This is a genomic window from Streptomyces sp. NBC_01515 (assembly GCF_045040345.1).
Taxonomy (GTDB): domain Bacteria; phylum Actinomycetota; class Actinomycetes; order Streptomycetales; family Streptomycetaceae; genus Streptomyces.
In genome coordinates this window covers 11,026,421-11,042,739 of the sequence record NZ_CP109416.1, presented here as the reverse complement: position 1 = coordinate 11,042,739, position 16,319 = coordinate 11,026,421, and the positions used below count along the sequence as shown (strand labels likewise).

The window sequence follows — 16,319 nt, the reverse complement described above, 5'->3', positions numbered from 1 at the left end:
GCACATGTGCCGCGAGTGGGCTCGAATCTCCACACCCTCAGTGCAACCGTACAGTTGATTGCATGACATGCAAATACTGCAGTCACTGCAACATTAGCGTAGCGTGGCGTACCGAAGGACGGAACCGTCCATCCCATGACCGTCAAGCTCCGACCAGGGACACGACACCCGGACCATCGCTCTTAGCGGCTCGATCCGTAGGGTGTTCCAGCGCCCCTGCCGCCAAGGAGGGATTCGACGTGAACTCGGGACAAATGGCACTCCGAGCCGTTCAACTCGTCGCACAGCGCGGCGGTGTGGCGTTGGCCGAGCTGGCGAGCGAGCTTCAGATACCGCGCTCCACCGCACACCGCGTCCTGGCCAACTGCACAGCCGCCGGCTACGTGCGCCAGGAACATTCCGGCAGTCGCTATGTCGCAGGTCCGGCCCTGCACGAGGTGGCGTTGCGAATGGCCTCGGTCGCGAGCGTGCACGACATGGTCGCGCCGATCCTCAGCAACCTGCGGGCGCAGTTGGAGCTCACCACCAGCGTGGGGATCCTCGAAGGCCGTTCGGTACGGTTCGTCGCATCCCTGGAGGGCGGCGGTACGCGCCCGCTCGCCTCGCGCCTGGGCAGGGTTGTCCCCGCGCACTCCGCAGCGGGCGGCAAGGTCATGCTCGCATTCTGCTCTCCGACGGATCTGGCCCATCGGTATCCCGGACGCAGCCTGGCACGGGCCACCAACCGCACGATCACTCACTGGGGCACCCTCATGTGCCAGTTGGACACGATCCGAACGCGTGGCTGGGGCACATCGATCGGCGAGAGCGAGCGCGGGGTCAACGGGCTCAGTGCGCCGATCATGACAGCGAGCGGCGAATCGGTCGCGTCGGTCAGCGTCGTCGCCGCCGCCCCCCGACTGTCCACCAGATCGGAGATCGTGGAGGTCGTAGGCCCACTGGTCGACGCGGCCGCACTCATCCAGCGGGAGCTTCGCGGCCGTCACCTCTCTCCCTGAGCCGCGTGCCTCCACCCGCGCCTGGCGAGGGTAGGCACGCCGCGTCGGCCCATGTCGAAGGCGGCCCGGCGACGCGACCTGTTGGCCACGTTGCCGGGCCACCCTGGGGCCGCGCTGCGTGCCGGTCAGTTCTGCAACCGGCTGAACGGAGAAAGATCCCGTGACCTCTGCTGGATCGCAGCCGCAATCGGGGCACGCGCGTCGCTGTAGCGGCGTAGTGCGGCGGGGATGCCGTCGGCGTCGGCACCGCGGAGGAACTCACCGAGGGCGGCGCCGTCCTGGATGGCCAGGTTGGCACCCTGCCCCTCGGCCGGCAGCATCGGGTGCGCGGCGTCGCCGAGCAGAGTGATGCGGTTGCTGGTCCAGTCATGGATCGGCTCGCGATCATGCATGCCGAACGCGATCACCTCGGTGTCGGTGCTGCGCCGCACGATCTCCAGCACGTCGGGGTGGAACCCGTCCAGTTTTTCCACCAGTTCGTCGCGCGGAATGGTGGTCCGCCATGAGTCGTCGCCGGCCTCGGCGACGGGCAGTACCGCGTCGAAGCCCACGTACTTGCCTTGGTGTGCGGTCATCGCGATGAAGGCGCCGACCCCCTGCGTACGCTGCCACATGAGGGACGTGGCACCTTCCGGCATCAGATCACGCACTCGGTCCGCCTCCACCACACCGGGATAGCTGTGCATGCCGCAGTAGACGGGCCTGTCGGAATGAAGCAACCGGCGGACCACCGAGTGGATGCCGTCGGCGCCGACGACGGCATCGGCGTGGGCGACGCTTCCGTCGGTGAAACGGATCTCGACCCGGTTCCCGTGGTCGACGATGGTCTCGCACCTGTGCGACAGATGGATCGACTCGGCGGGAAGCTGCGAGGCCAGCAACCGCTGCAGGTCCTGGCGGCGGATGACATGGTGTCGGGCGTCCGCCGGATCCTCGTCCTCGTCGAGTAGTTCGATCTCACCGAGGTACTCCCCCGTCTCGCCACTGACCATCCGAATAGTGCGGATCTGGAGTGTGAGCGGTTCGTAGGCGTCCCTGAGCCCCCAACTGTGGATTATGTCCACCGTCCGCGACCGGTTCCCTATGACCGTCCCGTTTTCCCGCATGCTGGAAGCCTGTTCGTACAGCTCGACCCGGAAGCCCTCCCGACGCAGACTGATCGCGGCTGCGAGCCCGCCGATACCCGCTCCGACGACGGCGACGGTGGCTGCTGTTCGTCCAGTGGTCACGCGCTTCTCCAGTTCGGTTGTGTCAGGTCCCGCCGGCGGGGCGGGCCGCCGGTTCGTTCCGGCCACGTGAGCGTCGGACACCACGGTCCGGGGACCCGCCATCGCGAGCCCCCAGCGCCCGCCTTCGCCCTCTTGACATCTAACGCCCCGCAAGCGAGTGTCCTATTAATCGCTGCATACGTCCTGCAAATCGGGACATGAAGAGCAGGAGGGTTGATGACGCTCCGGGCAGCACGCATACGGCAGCGGCCGAGCCGTCAACACCGTCCGTCGGCTCCGGAGCTACGGAGCCAAGGGCGCCGGCGGCATCGCGAAAGTCGGCGCCGGCGGGTCCTTGCGCAGGTTCTGCAGAGCGTCGGTCCACCGCAGCAGCTCGTCGAACATGGCCGTGGATTCCGTCTCGTGCTGCGGGCTGGGCCGGAAGGCTCCGTCCTGCACCAGCTGGAAGACGAACGGGATCGCCACGCCCTCCGGAACCGGCATCACCTTCAGGGTTGTCAGGACCTGCTTGAGAACCTGCACCGAGCGCAGCCCTGCCCCCGCACCGCCGTAGCTGACGAACGCGGCCGGCTTGTACAGCCACTCCCGGTGCAGGAAGGAAAGGGCATTGAGCAGCGAGGCAGGTGGGCCGTAGTTGTGCTCGGGCGTCACGAAGACGAAGGCATCGGCCTCCTCCACCGTGGCACTCCACGCACGGGTGTGCTCCTGGGTGTAGTGCCCCATCCGCGGCGGTATGGGCTCATCCAGCAGCGGGAGCCCGACCTCGGCCAGGTCGACGAGTTCGACATCGAAGCCGCCGTGACTGCCGGCGGCTTCCGCCGCCCACTGTCCGATGGGAAGTCCCAGACGGCCAGGACGGGTACTGCCGATGACGACGTGAAGTTTCGGCACTGGGGGGCCTTTCTTGTCCGTGGGTATGCGATCGAGGAGTCAGGACGGGTGCACGGGAGGAGGTCCGGGGTGCTTGGGCGGAGCCGCCATGGTGATGCCGCTCCAGTGCTCCGCCAGCAGCGCTCCGCGCACCCGGTAGGCGTCATAGACGTAGTAGGGGTACATGGCACCGCTGCCGTCGGGCTCGGGCTGGGGCAGCAGTCCGGCGAGGACCACGATGTCGCCCTCGGCCAGGAGCAGCCCCGGCGGACCGAGTTGCTCGGGCGGCGTCGGCACCGGGCCGTTCGGGAAGATGGTGCGCACGAACTCCTCCATCCCCGCCCGACCGGTCGGGTAGTGGGCGACGTGCTGGTGGTAGTCCTCGGCGACGAAGTCCTTGACCGCGTCCGGATTCTGCGCGTCGAACACACAGCGGTAGAAGTCGCGCACAAGCCGCTTGTTCGCCTCAGTGTCGATCTCCGGGGATGTCGATACAGAGACCGTCCGCGACGGGGTGCCCGGCGCGGGCCGCCGAGGCGGTGCGACCTTGTTGATGGACGGCCATCGCTCGGAGATCCGCCCGTCGCGGATCCGATAAGTGGTGAACGCGTAGTGGTCGACGGTGGCTCCGGGGGTGTGCGGGTCCGGCTGCGGCAGGTACACGCAGACGCAGACGAGGTCCTTCTCCGCCACGACGAAGACGGGCTCCTGCGGGACGGACGCGTCGGTCGCGGCGCCCCCCTCCGTCCGCTCCGCGTCCTCGCGCTCGAACTCCCGGCGCAGATGCTCGGCGAACGCGTCAGCACCGTCCGTCACGTCGGCGCCGTGCTGAACGAGGTCCGGGGAGACGTAGTCCCCCACCCGGCCGGGGCTGCGCGCGGCGATGACGTCCGTCAGGAAGCCGGTGACCAGCCGCTTGCCGGCACTGATCTCCGGGTCGAGTGAGGTGGCCATGAGGGCACCCCCTTCTGTTGATCCCGTCGCCTGGGACGGGGCGACCCGGTCGGGTCTCGTGGTGCGCGACACCTCTGGCGTCAGCACCCTCGAAAATCTAAACTGGACGGTACAGTGCAGTCAACCCGCGGGAGCGCCGAGCCGTCGTCGGCCCTCCCACTTCAGCCGCATGGAACGGAACATCATGACTTTTCTGGACGCAGCCGACTGGCAGGGTCGGATCTTCTCGGGGGGATGGATCAAGGGCTCCGGCGAGCCGTACGACTCCACCGAGCCGGCGACCGGCAAGACGCTGGGCCGTGTCGGTGCGGCCACGCCCGCCGATCTCGACCGGGCCGTGACGCACGCGGAGCACGCGCAGCGCATATGGGCGGCGCTCCCGTACATCGAGCGGGCGCAGGTCCTGCGGCGCGCCGCGGCCCTGTTCGAGAAGAACCGCCCGGAGATCGCGGAGTGGATCGTGCGCGAGTCGGGCGCTCTGCGGCCGTTCGCGGACATCCAGACGTCGAACGGCGCGGCCGAGGAGTGCTACGAGGCCGCGTCGCTCGCCGCGGCTCCCTTCGGCGAAGTGCTTCGGTCCGTCGAGGACCGCCTCTCGTTCTCGCGGCGACGCCCGGTGGGCATCGTAGGGGTCATCTCCCCGTTCAACGCGCCGCTGGTGCTGGCCATGCGGGCGGTGGCCCCGGCGCTGGCCCTCGGCAACGCGGTCGTCCTCAAGCCCGATCCGCGCACCGCGATCTGCGGAGGCGTCACCATCGCACGTGTCTTCGAGGAAGCTGGACTTCCGGACGGTCTCCTGCACGTCCTACCCGGTGGCGCCGACGTCGGTGCGGCCCTGGTGGACGACCCGCGGGTCCCCGTCATCGCCTTCACCGGGTCCACCGCGGCAGGGAAGGCCATCGCGACGGCAGCCGCGCAGCGGTTGAAGCGGGTGCACCTGGAGCTGGGCGGGAACTCGGCGCTGATCGTCCTGGACGACGCCGACCTGGACAAAGCAGTGTCCGCGGGCGCGTTCGGCTCCTTCCACCACTCCGGGCAGATCTGCATGGCCTCCAGCCGCCACCTCGTGCACGCCTCGGTCGCCGAGGAGTACACCGCCCGCCTCGCCGAGCACGCCGACGCGCTGCCCGTGGGCGATCCGATGACGGGCACGGTCCTCATGGGGCCCATGATCGACGAACGCCAGTTGCAGGCCGCCCACGCCATCGTCTCCGACAGCTTGGCCGCCGGTGCACGGCTCGCTGCGGGAGGCACCCACGAAGGCCTGTTCTACCGACCCACCGTCCTGGCCGAGGTGCCGCTCACCGCCCGCGCCTACGCGGACGAGATCTTCGGCCCGGTGGCGCCCGTGGTGGCCTTCCACGATCTCGACGAGGCCGCCCGGCTGGCCTCGGACACCGGGTACGGGCTCTCCCTCGGCATCCTGACCCGCGACGTGGGCAAGGGCCTGGCACTGGCCGACCGTATCCCGTCCGGGCTGGTGCACATCAACGACCAGACCGTGAACGACGAGGCGACCGTCCCGTTCGGCGGGGTCGGCGACTCCGGCAACGGCTCCCGTCACGGGGGTACCGTCGCCAACATCGAGGCGTTCACCGAACAGCAGTGGGTCACGATCCGCAACGAGATCCCCAGCTATCCGTTCTGAGCGAGGCCTCCCTGGCCTGGTGGCCAGGCCAGGGAAGCCGGCAACCCGTCAGGTCGGCATCCATCGCCACTGACCGCCCTGCCCACGTGTACCTGGAGCACTCCGATGACCTCAGTCACCCCCAGACCGGGTCTGGTCCCGCCCGACCCGATGACGATCGCCCCGCGTGCCGCAGCCCGGCCGCCGGCGCCACGGCTGGCGCAGGACGCCACCGACTGGGCGCCCGGCAACAAGTTCCTGAACGGCCCCTTCACCCCCTGGACCGAGGAGAACGAGGCCTACGACCTGGAGGTGGACGGGGAGATCCCCGCCGATCTCGCCGGAGCGTTGTTCCGGATCTCGTCCAACCCCCGATTCCAGCCGCGCGACGCCGACCGCTACCACTGGTGGGAGGGCGACGGCATGGTGTGCGGCATCTATCTGCGCGACGGCCGCGCCGCCTACCGCACCCGCTGGGTGACGACCGATTCCATGAAGTTCGAGGTGGAGCAGGGCGAGGCCGTCTACAGCGGATTCGCCAACGGCGGCACCCCAGGTCCGCTCCCCCAGGGCGCCCCACCCGCGAAGAACGTCGCCAACACCAACGTCGGCGTCTTCGACGACCACCTGCTCGTCTACTACGAGGGCGGTCTCCCGTACGCGATGCATCCCGAGACCCTGGAGACGTACGGCAGTCACGACTTCCACGGCGGCATCGACGTGCTGTGCACGGCCCACTTCAAGACCGACCCCGACAGCGGCGACATGCTCTTCTTCGCCGCGACCGGGCCTGTCATCACCTGGTACCGGGCGGACGTGAAGACCGGGCAGGTCGTCGACAGCCACAGCCTCGACATCAAGGTCCCCGTGCTGATGCACGACTTCGCCGTCAGCGACAACTACGCGATCTTCTTCGTCACCCCGGCCCAGTTCCGGCTCGACCACATCATGCAGGGCAAACCGGGGGTCGTCTGGGACGAGGCATCGCTCCCGCACGGAGTACAGATCGTGCTCATGGACCGCCGCACCCACGCCGTCACCTGGCACGAGGTGGGCGGCCACTGGGCCAATACCCACTTCTACAACGCCTACGAGCGCGACGGGCAGGTCGTTGTCGACGGGCACCGCATCACCCGCCTGGGCACTCCGGCCGACCGGCTCGACACGCCGGTCACCTCGCACTCCTGGTTCCCGCCGTCCCTTCCCCACCGCTGGCGCGTCGACCTGGCGACCGGCAAGGCGACGGAGGAGATGACCGGCGGCGTCGCCGGTGAATTCCCGAGGATCAACGACTCCTACACGGGCCGGGAGCACCGCTACGGCTACTTCGTCACCACGCGCTCGCTGGCCGCGGACACCATGAGCGACGGTCTGGCCAAGCACGACTACCTGCGCGACGCCACCACCGTGGTCGAGGGCCCCGAGGCTCTGACCAGCCCCGGCGAACCCGTCTTCGTGGCCCGCGAGAACGCCACCTCCGAGGACGACGGCTACCTGCTGACCCTGTGGTGGAACCGCCTCACAGGGCTGACCGAGCTGCTCATCCACGACGCCGCCGACCTGCGCCGCATCCCGCTCGCCCGGGTCAGGCTCCCGAGCCGCGTCCCCTTCGGCTTCCACGGCAACTGGGCCGACCGCGCGACCCTGGACCGCGCCGTCACCAACCTGCCAGGCGACACCGCCTGACACCGGAAAGCACACCCCACGAGGCTAGGTGCGCGGCGACGGAGAGATCCGCCGCCTCGCATCGGAATCATGAGGCAGAATGCCTGTCTCCTCCCCTTCCGGGGTCCCGCAACGCGGCAGACTGTACCGTGCAGTACGAATGCGACCGCACGGTAATGTTCCGCGCGGGATCAACGGGCGGATGCCAGGCGTCGCAAGGTCCGGCGCACCGGAAGGGGAGAGATGGCTGTCAAGGGATGTCCTCGCACAGGAGCTCCACGGGGCAAGCGGGAGATCATTCTCGACGCGGCCGTCGAGGTCTTCCTCGCCCGTGGGTTCGACCAGACCTCGATGGACGCGGTGGCTGCGCAGGCCGGCGTGTCGAAGACAACCGTCTACGCGCACTTCGGCGACAAGGTGGAGCTCTTTCGGTCGGTGATCGAACGAGGTGCTTCCTACCTCGACTTCGACCTCGACCAGGCGATGCTCTCGTCCGTCGACGACCCGGAGGAACGGCTGGTACGCATCATCCTCAAGCTCCTGGAGGCGACCACCTCGCCGCAGTACCTGGCCCTCGTCCGGGTGATGGCCACCGAGACCGTCCGGCGCCCCGAGCTGACTGCGGCCCTCCACTCGCTCGGCAGCCCTCATGTCATCGACGTGGTCGCCACCACGCTCCAGGAGGACGCGCACCGACACGGCTACACGCTGCCCGACGCGAGTGCGTACGCCGTGCTTTTCACGCGCATGGCCGCGGCCGGACTCCAGATGGACGCCCTGTTGGACCCCGAGGCCGACCAGGGCTCCGCACGGCTCCTGGCACACGCCCGCTGGACGACGGCGCTCTTCCTTCGCGCCCTGCGCGCCCTGGACGCCGGCGACCTGCCCGACACCCCCGCCCTGACCCACATCTTCCCCTGGACACCGAGCGGGACCACCTGATCCTCTCCACCTCGCGCCCGTCCGGTCTTCCCCTCCTCCCCGGCCGGGTCCGACGAACGCCGGGCGGCCCCTGGTCACCTCCGCATCAGATTGCCTGACGCAGGGACCTTGACCCGGACACTGCACTGCACCGTACAGTTCAAAAGCTGCGGTGCTCACCGCAGCCTGCGAGCCGTTCACAGTCGGCCGCGACGCCTGGCCGCACGGCGACGACGCCGTGCCCGCGCGAGGAAGGACGCCGATGTCCCCTACCCGGCCCAGCCCCGATCCCCTCCTGGTCGACAAGCCTCCCCGCCCCACCAAAATCTCGTTGCGGGAGTACCTTTCCGACCTCCGGCACTATCCAGCAGCGGCATGGAAAGCCGCAGTCGCCTGCGTGCTCGCCATGATCCTCAGCCCGGTAGCCCTGGGCACGACGGTCACATTCATCGTCGAGCCCATGTCCAGCGACTTCGGCTGGTCGCAGTCGAAGACCCTGACCGCCTTCAGCATCCCGACCATCATGGCCCCGTTCGCCCTGCCGTTCGCCGGCCGCTGCGTCGACCGCTGGGGCGCCCGGGTCATCGCCATACCGGGTGTCGCCGTGTACGCGCTCGGAACCGGCGCGGTCGGCATCGTCGGTCCGAGCACCGTGCAACTGGTCCTGGCCCTGCTGGTGGCCAATCTCGCCGGGTACATCGCCATCCTCGGCGTCGTCTACAAGGTCGTCTCGCAATGGTTTCCCCGCCACCGTGCGTCGGGCTACTCACTGCTCATCGGCGTCGCGTCCAGTCTGGGCGGCGCCGTGCTCTCGCCCCTGTCCCAGCTGTCCATCGACGGAATCGGCTGGCGGGCGACCTACATGGTGCTCGGCGCGAGCGTCCTGCTGATCGTCTTCCCCGCCCAGGTGCTCCTGCTCACCGAGCCGAAGCGGGCGGCGCAGACAGCCGAGAACCAGCCCGGACCGAGCCTTCCGCTGGCACCGGAGGCAGCGGGCATGCCGCTCGGCAAGGCCCTGCGCACTCGCGCCTGGCTGCTCATGGTCGTCATCCTGACCCTGTCGGCCGGCGTGGCGATGAGCGTCCGCCTGAACGCCGTGTCGCTCTTCGACGAACGCGGCTACTCGGCGACCACCGTGTCACTGGCGGTGTCGGTCCTGCTCGTGGCATCGATCGTCGGGCAGTTCCTCGCAGGTTTCACTCTTGACCGGTCGACGAGCGCCCGCGATTTCGTCCCGTACTCGGTGTGCCTCCTGGTCGGCACGGTCTCGATCTTCGTCGCCAACGGCAGCGTGTGGCCGCTCTACTTCTCCATGGCACTCCTGGGACTCATGACGGGTGCGGAATCCACGGTCGGCCCGTACCTGGTGGCCCGCTACTTCGGGCTGCGGGCGTTCGCCCAGCTCCAGGGCCTGTCCCTGGGAATCGTCATCTTCGTCGGCATCGGCCTTCTCCCAATCCTGACGCAGGCATCGGCCGAGAGAACGGGCGGATACGGCACCGCACTGGTCGTCGCGAGCCTGGCGGGGGCACTCACCCTTGGCCTGCTCTTCCTGCTGCCGCGCTATCCGGCCGACGGCGACGTCGCGGACACCGGCGAGCAACAGCCGGACCGGGCGTTGACCACGGGATGAAGTCCCGCCTGACCGCTCGGACGCGTCCGGCTCAGCCAGCCGGTGCCGTACGCGCACACCATGATCTCCACCCCGGCCCCGGCCGGCACGAACGGCAGGGTGTGCTGCACGAGGGACGGCAGGCTGATCAGGCACTCGGCCACTGGACCTCGCAACAGCTCCAGTTCCAGGGGCAGTTCGGGTCGTACGATATCCATCTCCGACTGCTCGGCGAGCATGCGCAGTTTCTCCGGGGGCTCCCGGCGGTGGGCGTAGTAACGCTCGGCGTTCCATCCGCGGGCCAGCAAGGCGACTTCGTCGACGTACCGGGCCGGGTCGATCAGTCCCGTCCCCGCGAGTGACGTACCGATCACATCGGTGCCGGGGCGGACCTCGGGCAAACCGAAGCGTTGCCGGGACCAGGAGTAGGTGTTCCTGGACGCGATCCCGCCAGGCGGTAGTTGCAGGCCGCTGTCACGCAAGAGAACACTTCTGGACAGCGGCCGCCGCCCGGCGTCATCCGGCGGCCTGCCCAGGCCGCTGCGGACGGGACACGCACCGCCGTGCAATGCCGGTGGACCAAGGGGCGGCCGGCGAGGAGTTCCCCGGAGAGTTCCAGAGCGGCGATGCCTTCGTCCACCAGGATGCTGTCCCGGGCCCGCGACAGCGGCAACAGCCGCTGGATGATCCGCGAGAACGGGTCGCCTACGACGAGCCGTCCAGCCCCGGCCAGTTTCGGCGCCAGCGTGGTCACGGCACGGGTGAGGCGGAACGGGATCCTGCGGACGTCGTACAGACTGACGACCAGGCCATCGCAGCGGGCCGGGTCCGGTTCCCCGTCGCGCTCTCCGAGTGCCCACTCCAGCAGGTTCAGCATCGGGGCGCGGGAGACTCGACGAGCGCGAGGGTGCCGCTCATGGTACGACGGCAGTGCGGCGTCCGTAGGTCGCACGCGCCGCAGCTTCTTCACCGGGCCGAGTTCGGAGTCGTAGACCCGCTTCACCCCGTCGCCCAGCGCCTCCTCGATGAGCCGAGTGTCTCGCACCAGACGGACCAGGCCGTGCGGCTCCACCGACGCCGACTGGTCCGAACCCCAGTTGGAACGGTCGAGAGTGATGTGCCGCTCGACGACAGGCGCCGAGGGCGCCGGCGGCGAGCGTGGTACGCAGGCCGATCTCGTGGCCGGAGTAGCCGATCGGCACGTTCGGGTGCCAGCCGGCCAGCGTGCCCAGAACACTCGGGTTGAGCTCACCGGCGGGAGCCGGGTAGGTCGAAACGGCATGGCAGAGAAGGATGTTGGCCGAACCGAGCACCTCCACGGCGTGCCGAATCTGCTGCGGAGTGGACATGCCCGTGGACAAGGCAATCGTCTTGCCGGTGGCCCGCAGAGTGCGAAGAAACTCGTCGTCCGTCAGCGAGGCGGAGGCCACCTTGTGCGCCCTGACGTTCTCGAAGCGCTCCAGTAACCCCACACTGGGCGCGTCCCACGGCGAGGCGAACCAGTCGATGCCTTTACTCGCCGTCGTCCTCGTCGAACTCGACGCGGTGACGGTAATCGAGGTACGTCATGCGCCCGCACGGGGTGTCCCGCTCGATGTCCCACTGGTCGCGCGGGGTACACATCTCCGGGGTGCGCTTCTGGAACTTGACCGCGTCGCAACCCACCTCCGCCGCCGCGTCAATGAGCGCGAAGGCATCCACCAGGAGCCGTTGTGGTTGATACCGATCTCACCGACGACGCACACCGGGTGACCGGGACCGACCAACCGGTCACCGATCTTGCGAGTGCGGACACCCACGTTCGCCTGAACCTGGCTCATTTCACGCAGGCCTACGTGCCCTGGCCGCGGTACCACCACGGCCAGGGCGACAGAAGACGCTCGTGCAGGGCTTTCTCGATCTCGCGCGGATACACGTTGTAACCGCCGGAGACGATCACGCCCTTCTTCCTTCTTCCGGACGACGATGTACGGGTACCCGTCGGACTCGTCCCGGACAGACCGACAGACCGGAAGCCCTCCACACCGATGACTCGCCGGTGGCCGCTTCGCCGCAGCCGGTTCTCTTACGGCACCGGGTTCCAGCCGTCATTGCCGGCCAGGTAGTTTTGGGCGGTGTAGCTCGCGGCCGTCGAGGCGCTCATCTGCGGTCGGTCGCTGGTTCCCTGGGTGACACCGGAACCGGTGTTGTTGTACTCCGAGAACCGGCAGGTCTTCCAGGAGAAGCCGCCCATGTCCTGCCAGGCGCCGGCCTGCCGGATGTGGCCGCCGAGCGTGGAGTCCCGGACGAGCACCTGGCCTGTCGCGTCCGCGGCGCCGCCAGCGTGCCAACAGCGGCCCAGCGCCACCGTCTGCGAGGCGGCGGCGCTCAGCAGTGTCGACCGGGTGATCAGGATGCCGTACTTGTTGCTGGTGTTGGTGGCCGCCGCGGTGATGTACCCGTTGTTGGTGCTGGCGCGGTCGAGCGAGCGGATTGTCGAACTGTCGATCACCAGAGCCCCGTTGCCGTAGATGAAGTCGACGGCTCCCTCAATGTAGCTCTTGTAAACGTACTGGCGGACCTGGGAACTGCCCGTGCCGCCCCAGGACAGGAAGGTGTCCTGGTAGCCGAGCAACCGAACGTTACGGTAGAACTGCCGGTCGCCGCCTGCGTACAGAGCCAGGGCCTGACTGTCGTGGGCAGCGTAGGTGTTGGCGATCGTGAGGCCCTTGATCGTGGTGTTCGCGGCCAGGTTCAGCACGGTGGCGCTGCCGGCCGTCCCGTCGGTGGAGGCCGGGGCACTGCCGGTGATCACGATGTCGGTCGAGGTGCCCGTGGCACCCTGCAGGGTGATGCCGGACTTGCTCGACGGAATGGACACCTGCCCCTGATAGGTGCCGGCCTTGATGGTGATGACGGTTCCTGTGGAGGCGGCAGCGACGGCTGCCTGGATAGTGGTGTAGTTGCCCGACCCATCGGCGGCGACCGTGATCGTGGTGGCGGCAGCGGCATTGTCGGTGCCAACGGTGCCGACGGTGACGGCTGTGGCCACGGTGACCAAGGCGGCGACAGCGGCGCGGGCGCTCGTGAATCGGCGGCCGGCGACGCGTCTGGCAAGAAGGGGCATGTGGGGCTGCTTTCTCTTGGCCGGGCCGAGGCGCGGCAGACGGATGAGCCGAAGGGGCGACGGGCCCTCAGTAGGGTGCGGTGGTGGGCCAGACGATCGCGCTGGTGGGGATCGCGTCGTCGAGTTTCTGGAAGTCGGCCGCGGGGATGACGGCTCCGCTGCTGAGCGAGCGGGCGATCAGGCGGGCAACCTGGATCGCGCCGTACGCCTGGAAGTGGGTGTTGTCCGCGATTCCGTCCGGGTAGTTGGGGTACTCCCCGGCTGACAGGATCATGAAGTAGTTCTTGGTGCCCTCGACCCCCTGCGCGTTCCACAGCCGCGTACTCGATGCAGTCAGGTCGATCAGCGGCACACCTTTGGCCGTGGCGAGTTCGATCATCGCGGCCGGATACGCGCCATGACTGGGCGTGATGACGCCGGCGCTGTTGAAGCGGCGTCGCTCGACCGGCGTGATGAGGACCGGGTTCGCTCCCTTGGCCCGCGCCTTGTCGATGTACTGCGACAGGTAGGACCTGTACGTCGTCGCCGGGATCGTGTAGCGAGTGGGGTCGTCGGATTTTTCGTCGTTGTGCCCGAACGAGATGAGGAGGTAGTCACCTTTGGTGATGAGGCCGAGGATGTGGTCGAGCCGGCCGAGGTCGATGAAACTCTTTGAACTGGCACCCGACTTGGCGACGTTCACGACCACCGCGCTGGAGTTGAGGAAGACGGGCAGTGCCTGCCCCCAACCGGTCCGGGGCGCCTGACTGGTGGTGTAGGTCGACGCGGTCGAGTCGCCTGCGACGTACACGTGCACCGGGGTCGCGGCATAAGCGTCGGTCGTACTGCGGCCCAACATGACGAGCGGCAGCGCACCCAAGCACACCGCCAGGGCCAACAGCGCGCGCCAGGGGCGCGGAACAGCATGCCAACGAGGTCTATGGCTCACGGTCACACTCCTTTCGACAGGCCGCCGTGCGGCGGGAGCGGACATCGTTTCGTTCGGCCGATGGGCAGCCTGTCGCGCGAAATTTGCCATGCCCGGGGATGAAGATTTTCCACTTCAGGCTCAAGCCGACGCGTGAGCCCGCGCGCCCCATTCCCCTACCGACCAACACGTAGCCGTGCGCCACGGGGTTCGATGCCTGACGCAGCATCAGGTATGCGAGTCGGCCGCACTCGGTCCGCGCGACGGGCCGGAGGCCGGCCTTTCTTCGCCCCGCTCCCTGGAGGCGACCTTGGAGCCGGTCCGGAACGCCCTGGAGATCGAGAAGAGCTTCAGCGACTGTGGCGGGACAGCGCCGAAACCCGACCTGCTCGCCTGGATCACCACCTGCCACGGCGACCACGGGCGGGCCGACCGGCCGCTCGGCGCCGTGCACCTACCGTGGCGGGACATCGGCACCACCGTCCCGGCCCGCGACCGCCTGGGCACTCCCCGCCACCGGCCACAAGGTGAACGGCTTCGCCATCCAGCCGCATGACGCACCACGCGGCGCTCACCTCGCCCGGCTTGCCCCATCCTCGATAAACGGCTACGTTGTATCCAATAAGAATTTGTCTACACCGCGGCCAATACCCAAGGGGTTCGACTGCGGGTTCGCGAGACGCAGCAGGATCAGAACTTGCCGTCGGATACGAACGCGCTCCCACACAGGTCCCACCCCGAAAAACCAGTTCGAGCACCCCGTAGCAAAGTGCGGCCGTTCGCCGCCTTCTTCCAGAGAATCGATTGAGGTCGATCACCATGACCGAATTTCAGGACATCGACGTCCTCGTCGCCGGCGCCGGCCCGACGGGCTCCACCCTGGCGGCCGACCTCCTGCGGCGCGGGCTTCGAGTCCGCGTCGTCGACAAGTCTCCGCACGCCTTCGAGGGCTCCCGCGCCAAGGGGATCCAGCCCCGCACACAGGAAGTGTTCGAGGACCTCGGCGTTCTGCATGAGGCACATGCGGAGGGCGGCCCCTACCCGCTGGCCGGACTCCACCTCGGACCTGTCACAGCGCCGTGGAAGATGCAGCAGCGGAGCAAGCCGACCCCGGACGTCCCCTACCCGAACATCCTGCTGCTGCCGCAGCACCGCACCGACGCCATCCTGCACCGCCTTCTCGCCCGCCTCGGTCTGGACATCGAGTACGGGGTCGCCCTGGCCAGCTTCGAGCAGGGCGCCGACGGCGTCACGACAACGCTCTCCACCGGCGAGCGGGTGCGCAGCAAGTACCTCGTCGGCGCCGACGGAGGCGCGAGCGCCGTCCGAATGGCCACCGGTCTCGGATTCGTCGGGGACACGGACGACACCGACAAGACGCTCATCATCGACTGCACGATCGACGGCCTGTCGCGCGACCGATGGCACATGTGGCCCCGCGCGTCCGCGGGAGCGTGCCCGCTGCCGCACTCCGACCAGTTCCAGGTGATGATCAGGCTGAAGACGGGCGACACTCCGGACCTCGAACATGCCGCCCTGGCCGACCGGTTCCACGCGCTCACCGGTCTCAAGCTCCGCGACATCACCTGGACGTCTGCGTTCCGGCCCAACGTACGGCTCGTCGAGCACTACCGCGTGGGCCGGGCCTTCCTGGCGGGCGACGCCGCCCACGTACACACGCCCGCCGGCGCGCAGGGGCTCAACACCGGTGTGCAGGACGCCTACAACCTGGGCTGGAAGCTCGCTCAGGTGATCGCCGGTGCGCCGGACAGCCTGCTCGACAGCTATGAGGCCGAGCGGCTCCCGATCGCTGCCGGTGTGCTCGGCAAGTCCAGCGAGCTCTACCAGAGCCTCAGCAAGCACAGGGTCGCCGGCCTCAAGCGCGGCGACGAGGAGCGACAGCTCGGGCTCTCCTATACGGGCGGCCCGCTCGCCCCCGCCGACGCCCCGGCCACCAAGACCCTGCATGTGGGCGACCGGGCACCGGACGCGCCGTGCACCGCACCCGGCACCAGGCGGCTCTTCGACATCTACCGAGGGCCGCACTTCACCCTGCTGGCCTTCGGCCCCAACGCCACTGAGGCCCTGGCGAACCTGATGTGGCCGGCCGAAGGTGCCGAACTGCGCCGCTACGCCGTCCGCGGCGGGCACGGCATCGACAGTGACCGCATCACCGATGACACCGGTCGACTGGCCGACATCTACGGCGTGGACGGCGACGCACTGGTCCTGGTTCGGCCCGACGGTTACATCGGCACCATCATCACGACCGACTGGGCCGACTCCTTCTCAGCCGCGGCCAAGGCGTTCACACCGAGGTGACTCGCCTCGCGCTCAGCGAAGTGACGTTCCCAGCAACGGGGTTGTCGCGTCGAGCCCTGCCCGTCCCCTGGAGGTCCTGGTCTCGGCGCGCGGCTCGAACCCGCACGA

The 16,319-nt window shown here is 68.5% G+C and carries 13 protein-coding genes and 1 pseudogene; 7 read left to right on the top strand and 7 right to left on the bottom strand.

Features of this window, described 5'->3' with window-relative positions; translation table 11 throughout:
* The first annotated feature begins 239 nt into the window (after nucleotides 1–239).
* Nucleotides 240–998, top strand: coding sequence for an IclR family transcriptional regulator (locus tag OG407_RS48815; RefSeq protein ID WP_329351919.1), 759 nt, complete (start codon nucleotides 240–242; stop codon nucleotides 996–998).
* A 125-nt stretch (nucleotides 999–1,123) separates the two neighbouring features.
* Here OG407_RS48815 and OG407_RS48810 read toward each other — a convergent pair whose 3' ends face one another.
* From OG407_RS48810 to OG407_RS48800, 3 genes are all read right to left on the bottom strand, one after another.
* Nucleotides 1,124–2,227 (bottom strand): FAD-dependent monooxygenase, encoded by a 1,104-nt coding sequence (locus OG407_RS48810; protein WP_329351918.1) that lies wholly within the window; start codon nucleotides 2,225–2,227, stop codon nucleotides 1,124–1,126.
* Nucleotides 2,228–2,509: 282 nt separating this feature from the next.
* The gene (locus OG407_RS48805) at nucleotides 2,510–3,118 is read right to left on the bottom strand and encodes an NAD(P)H-dependent oxidoreductase (protein WP_329351917.1); all 609 of its coding nucleotides are present in this window, start codon (nucleotides 3,116–3,118) and stop codon (nucleotides 2,510–2,512) included.
* 39 nt (nucleotides 3,119–3,157) lie between these two features.
* Nucleotides 3,158–4,051 (bottom strand): nuclear transport factor 2 family protein, encoded by an 894-nt coding sequence (locus OG407_RS48800; protein WP_405867865.1) that lies wholly within the window; start codon nucleotides 4,049–4,051, stop codon nucleotides 3,158–3,160.
* A gap of 184 nt (nucleotides 4,052–4,235) precedes the next feature.
* Here OG407_RS48800 and OG407_RS48795 point away from each other — a divergent pair, with 184 nt between their 5' ends.
* The 4 genes from OG407_RS48795 (at nucleotide 4,236) to OG407_RS48780 (ending at nucleotide 9,897) form a co-directional block, all read left to right on the top strand.
* Entirely contained in the window at nucleotides 4,236–5,699 is a 1,464-nt protein-coding gene (locus OG407_RS48795; protein ID WP_329351914.1) for a benzaldehyde dehydrogenase, read from the top strand.
* A gap of 105 nt (nucleotides 5,700–5,804) precedes the next feature.
* Nucleotides 5,805–7,364: a carotenoid oxygenase family protein gene (locus OG407_RS48790; RefSeq protein ID WP_405867863.1), complete on the top strand. Its 1,560-nt coding sequence runs from the start codon at nucleotides 5,805–5,807 to the stop codon at nucleotides 7,362–7,364.
* A 222-nt stretch (nucleotides 7,365–7,586) separates the two neighbouring features.
* Complete coding sequence (locus OG407_RS48785; RefSeq protein WP_329351912.1) at nucleotides 7,587–8,285, top strand: TetR/AcrR family transcriptional regulator; 699 nt, start codon at nucleotides 7,587–7,589, stop codon at nucleotides 8,283–8,285.
* 241 nt (nucleotides 8,286–8,526) lie between these two features.
* Nucleotides 8,527–9,897: an MFS transporter gene (locus tag OG407_RS48780; RefSeq protein ID WP_405867861.1), complete on the top strand. Its 1,371-nt coding sequence runs from the start codon at nucleotides 8,527–8,529 to the stop codon at nucleotides 9,895–9,897.
* Here OG407_RS48780 and OG407_RS48775 read toward each other — a convergent pair.
* From OG407_RS48775 to OG407_RS48760, 4 genes and pseudogenes are all read right to left on the bottom strand, one after another.
* Nucleotides 9,828–10,277 (bottom strand): hypothetical protein, encoded by a 450-nt coding sequence (locus OG407_RS48775; RefSeq protein ID WP_405867859.1) that lies wholly within the window; start codon nucleotides 10,275–10,277, stop codon nucleotides 9,828–9,830. The two genes, OG407_RS48780 and OG407_RS48775, sit on opposite strands and share 70 nt — an antisense overlap.
* A gap of 548 nt (nucleotides 10,278–10,825) precedes the next feature.
* Nucleotides 10,826–11,696 (bottom strand): annotated as a pseudogene (locus tag OG407_RS48770) (N-acetylneuraminate synthase family protein); the annotation flags it as partial.
* 245 nt (nucleotides 11,697–11,941) lie between these two features.
* Nucleotides 11,942–12,982, bottom strand: a complete 1,041-nt coding sequence (locus OG407_RS48765) for a pectinesterase family protein (protein ID WP_405867857.1) — start codon at nucleotides 12,980–12,982, stop codon at nucleotides 11,942–11,944.
* Between the two features lie 67 nt (nucleotides 12,983–13,049).
* Nucleotides 13,050–13,910, bottom strand: coding sequence for a rhamnogalacturonan acetylesterase (locus OG407_RS48760; protein WP_405867855.1), 861 nt, complete (start codon nucleotides 13,908–13,910; stop codon nucleotides 13,050–13,052).
* 289 nt (nucleotides 13,911–14,199) lie between these two features.
* On the opposite strand from OG407_RS48760, the gene OG407_RS48755 reads away from it, so the two are divergent.
* Together OG407_RS48755 and OG407_RS48750 are read left to right on the top strand one after the other, a co-directional pair.
* Nucleotides 14,200–14,445, top strand: coding sequence for a hypothetical protein (locus tag OG407_RS48755; protein WP_405867853.1), 246 nt, complete (start codon nucleotides 14,200–14,202; stop codon nucleotides 14,443–14,445).
* A 263-nt stretch (nucleotides 14,446–14,708) separates the two neighbouring features.
* A complete protein-coding gene (locus OG407_RS48750) occupies nucleotides 14,709–16,211 on the top strand; it encodes an FAD-dependent monooxygenase (RefSeq protein WP_405867851.1) in 1,503 nt (500 codons plus the stop codon).
* The last annotated feature ends 108 nt before the right edge of the window (nucleotides 16,212–16,319 follow it).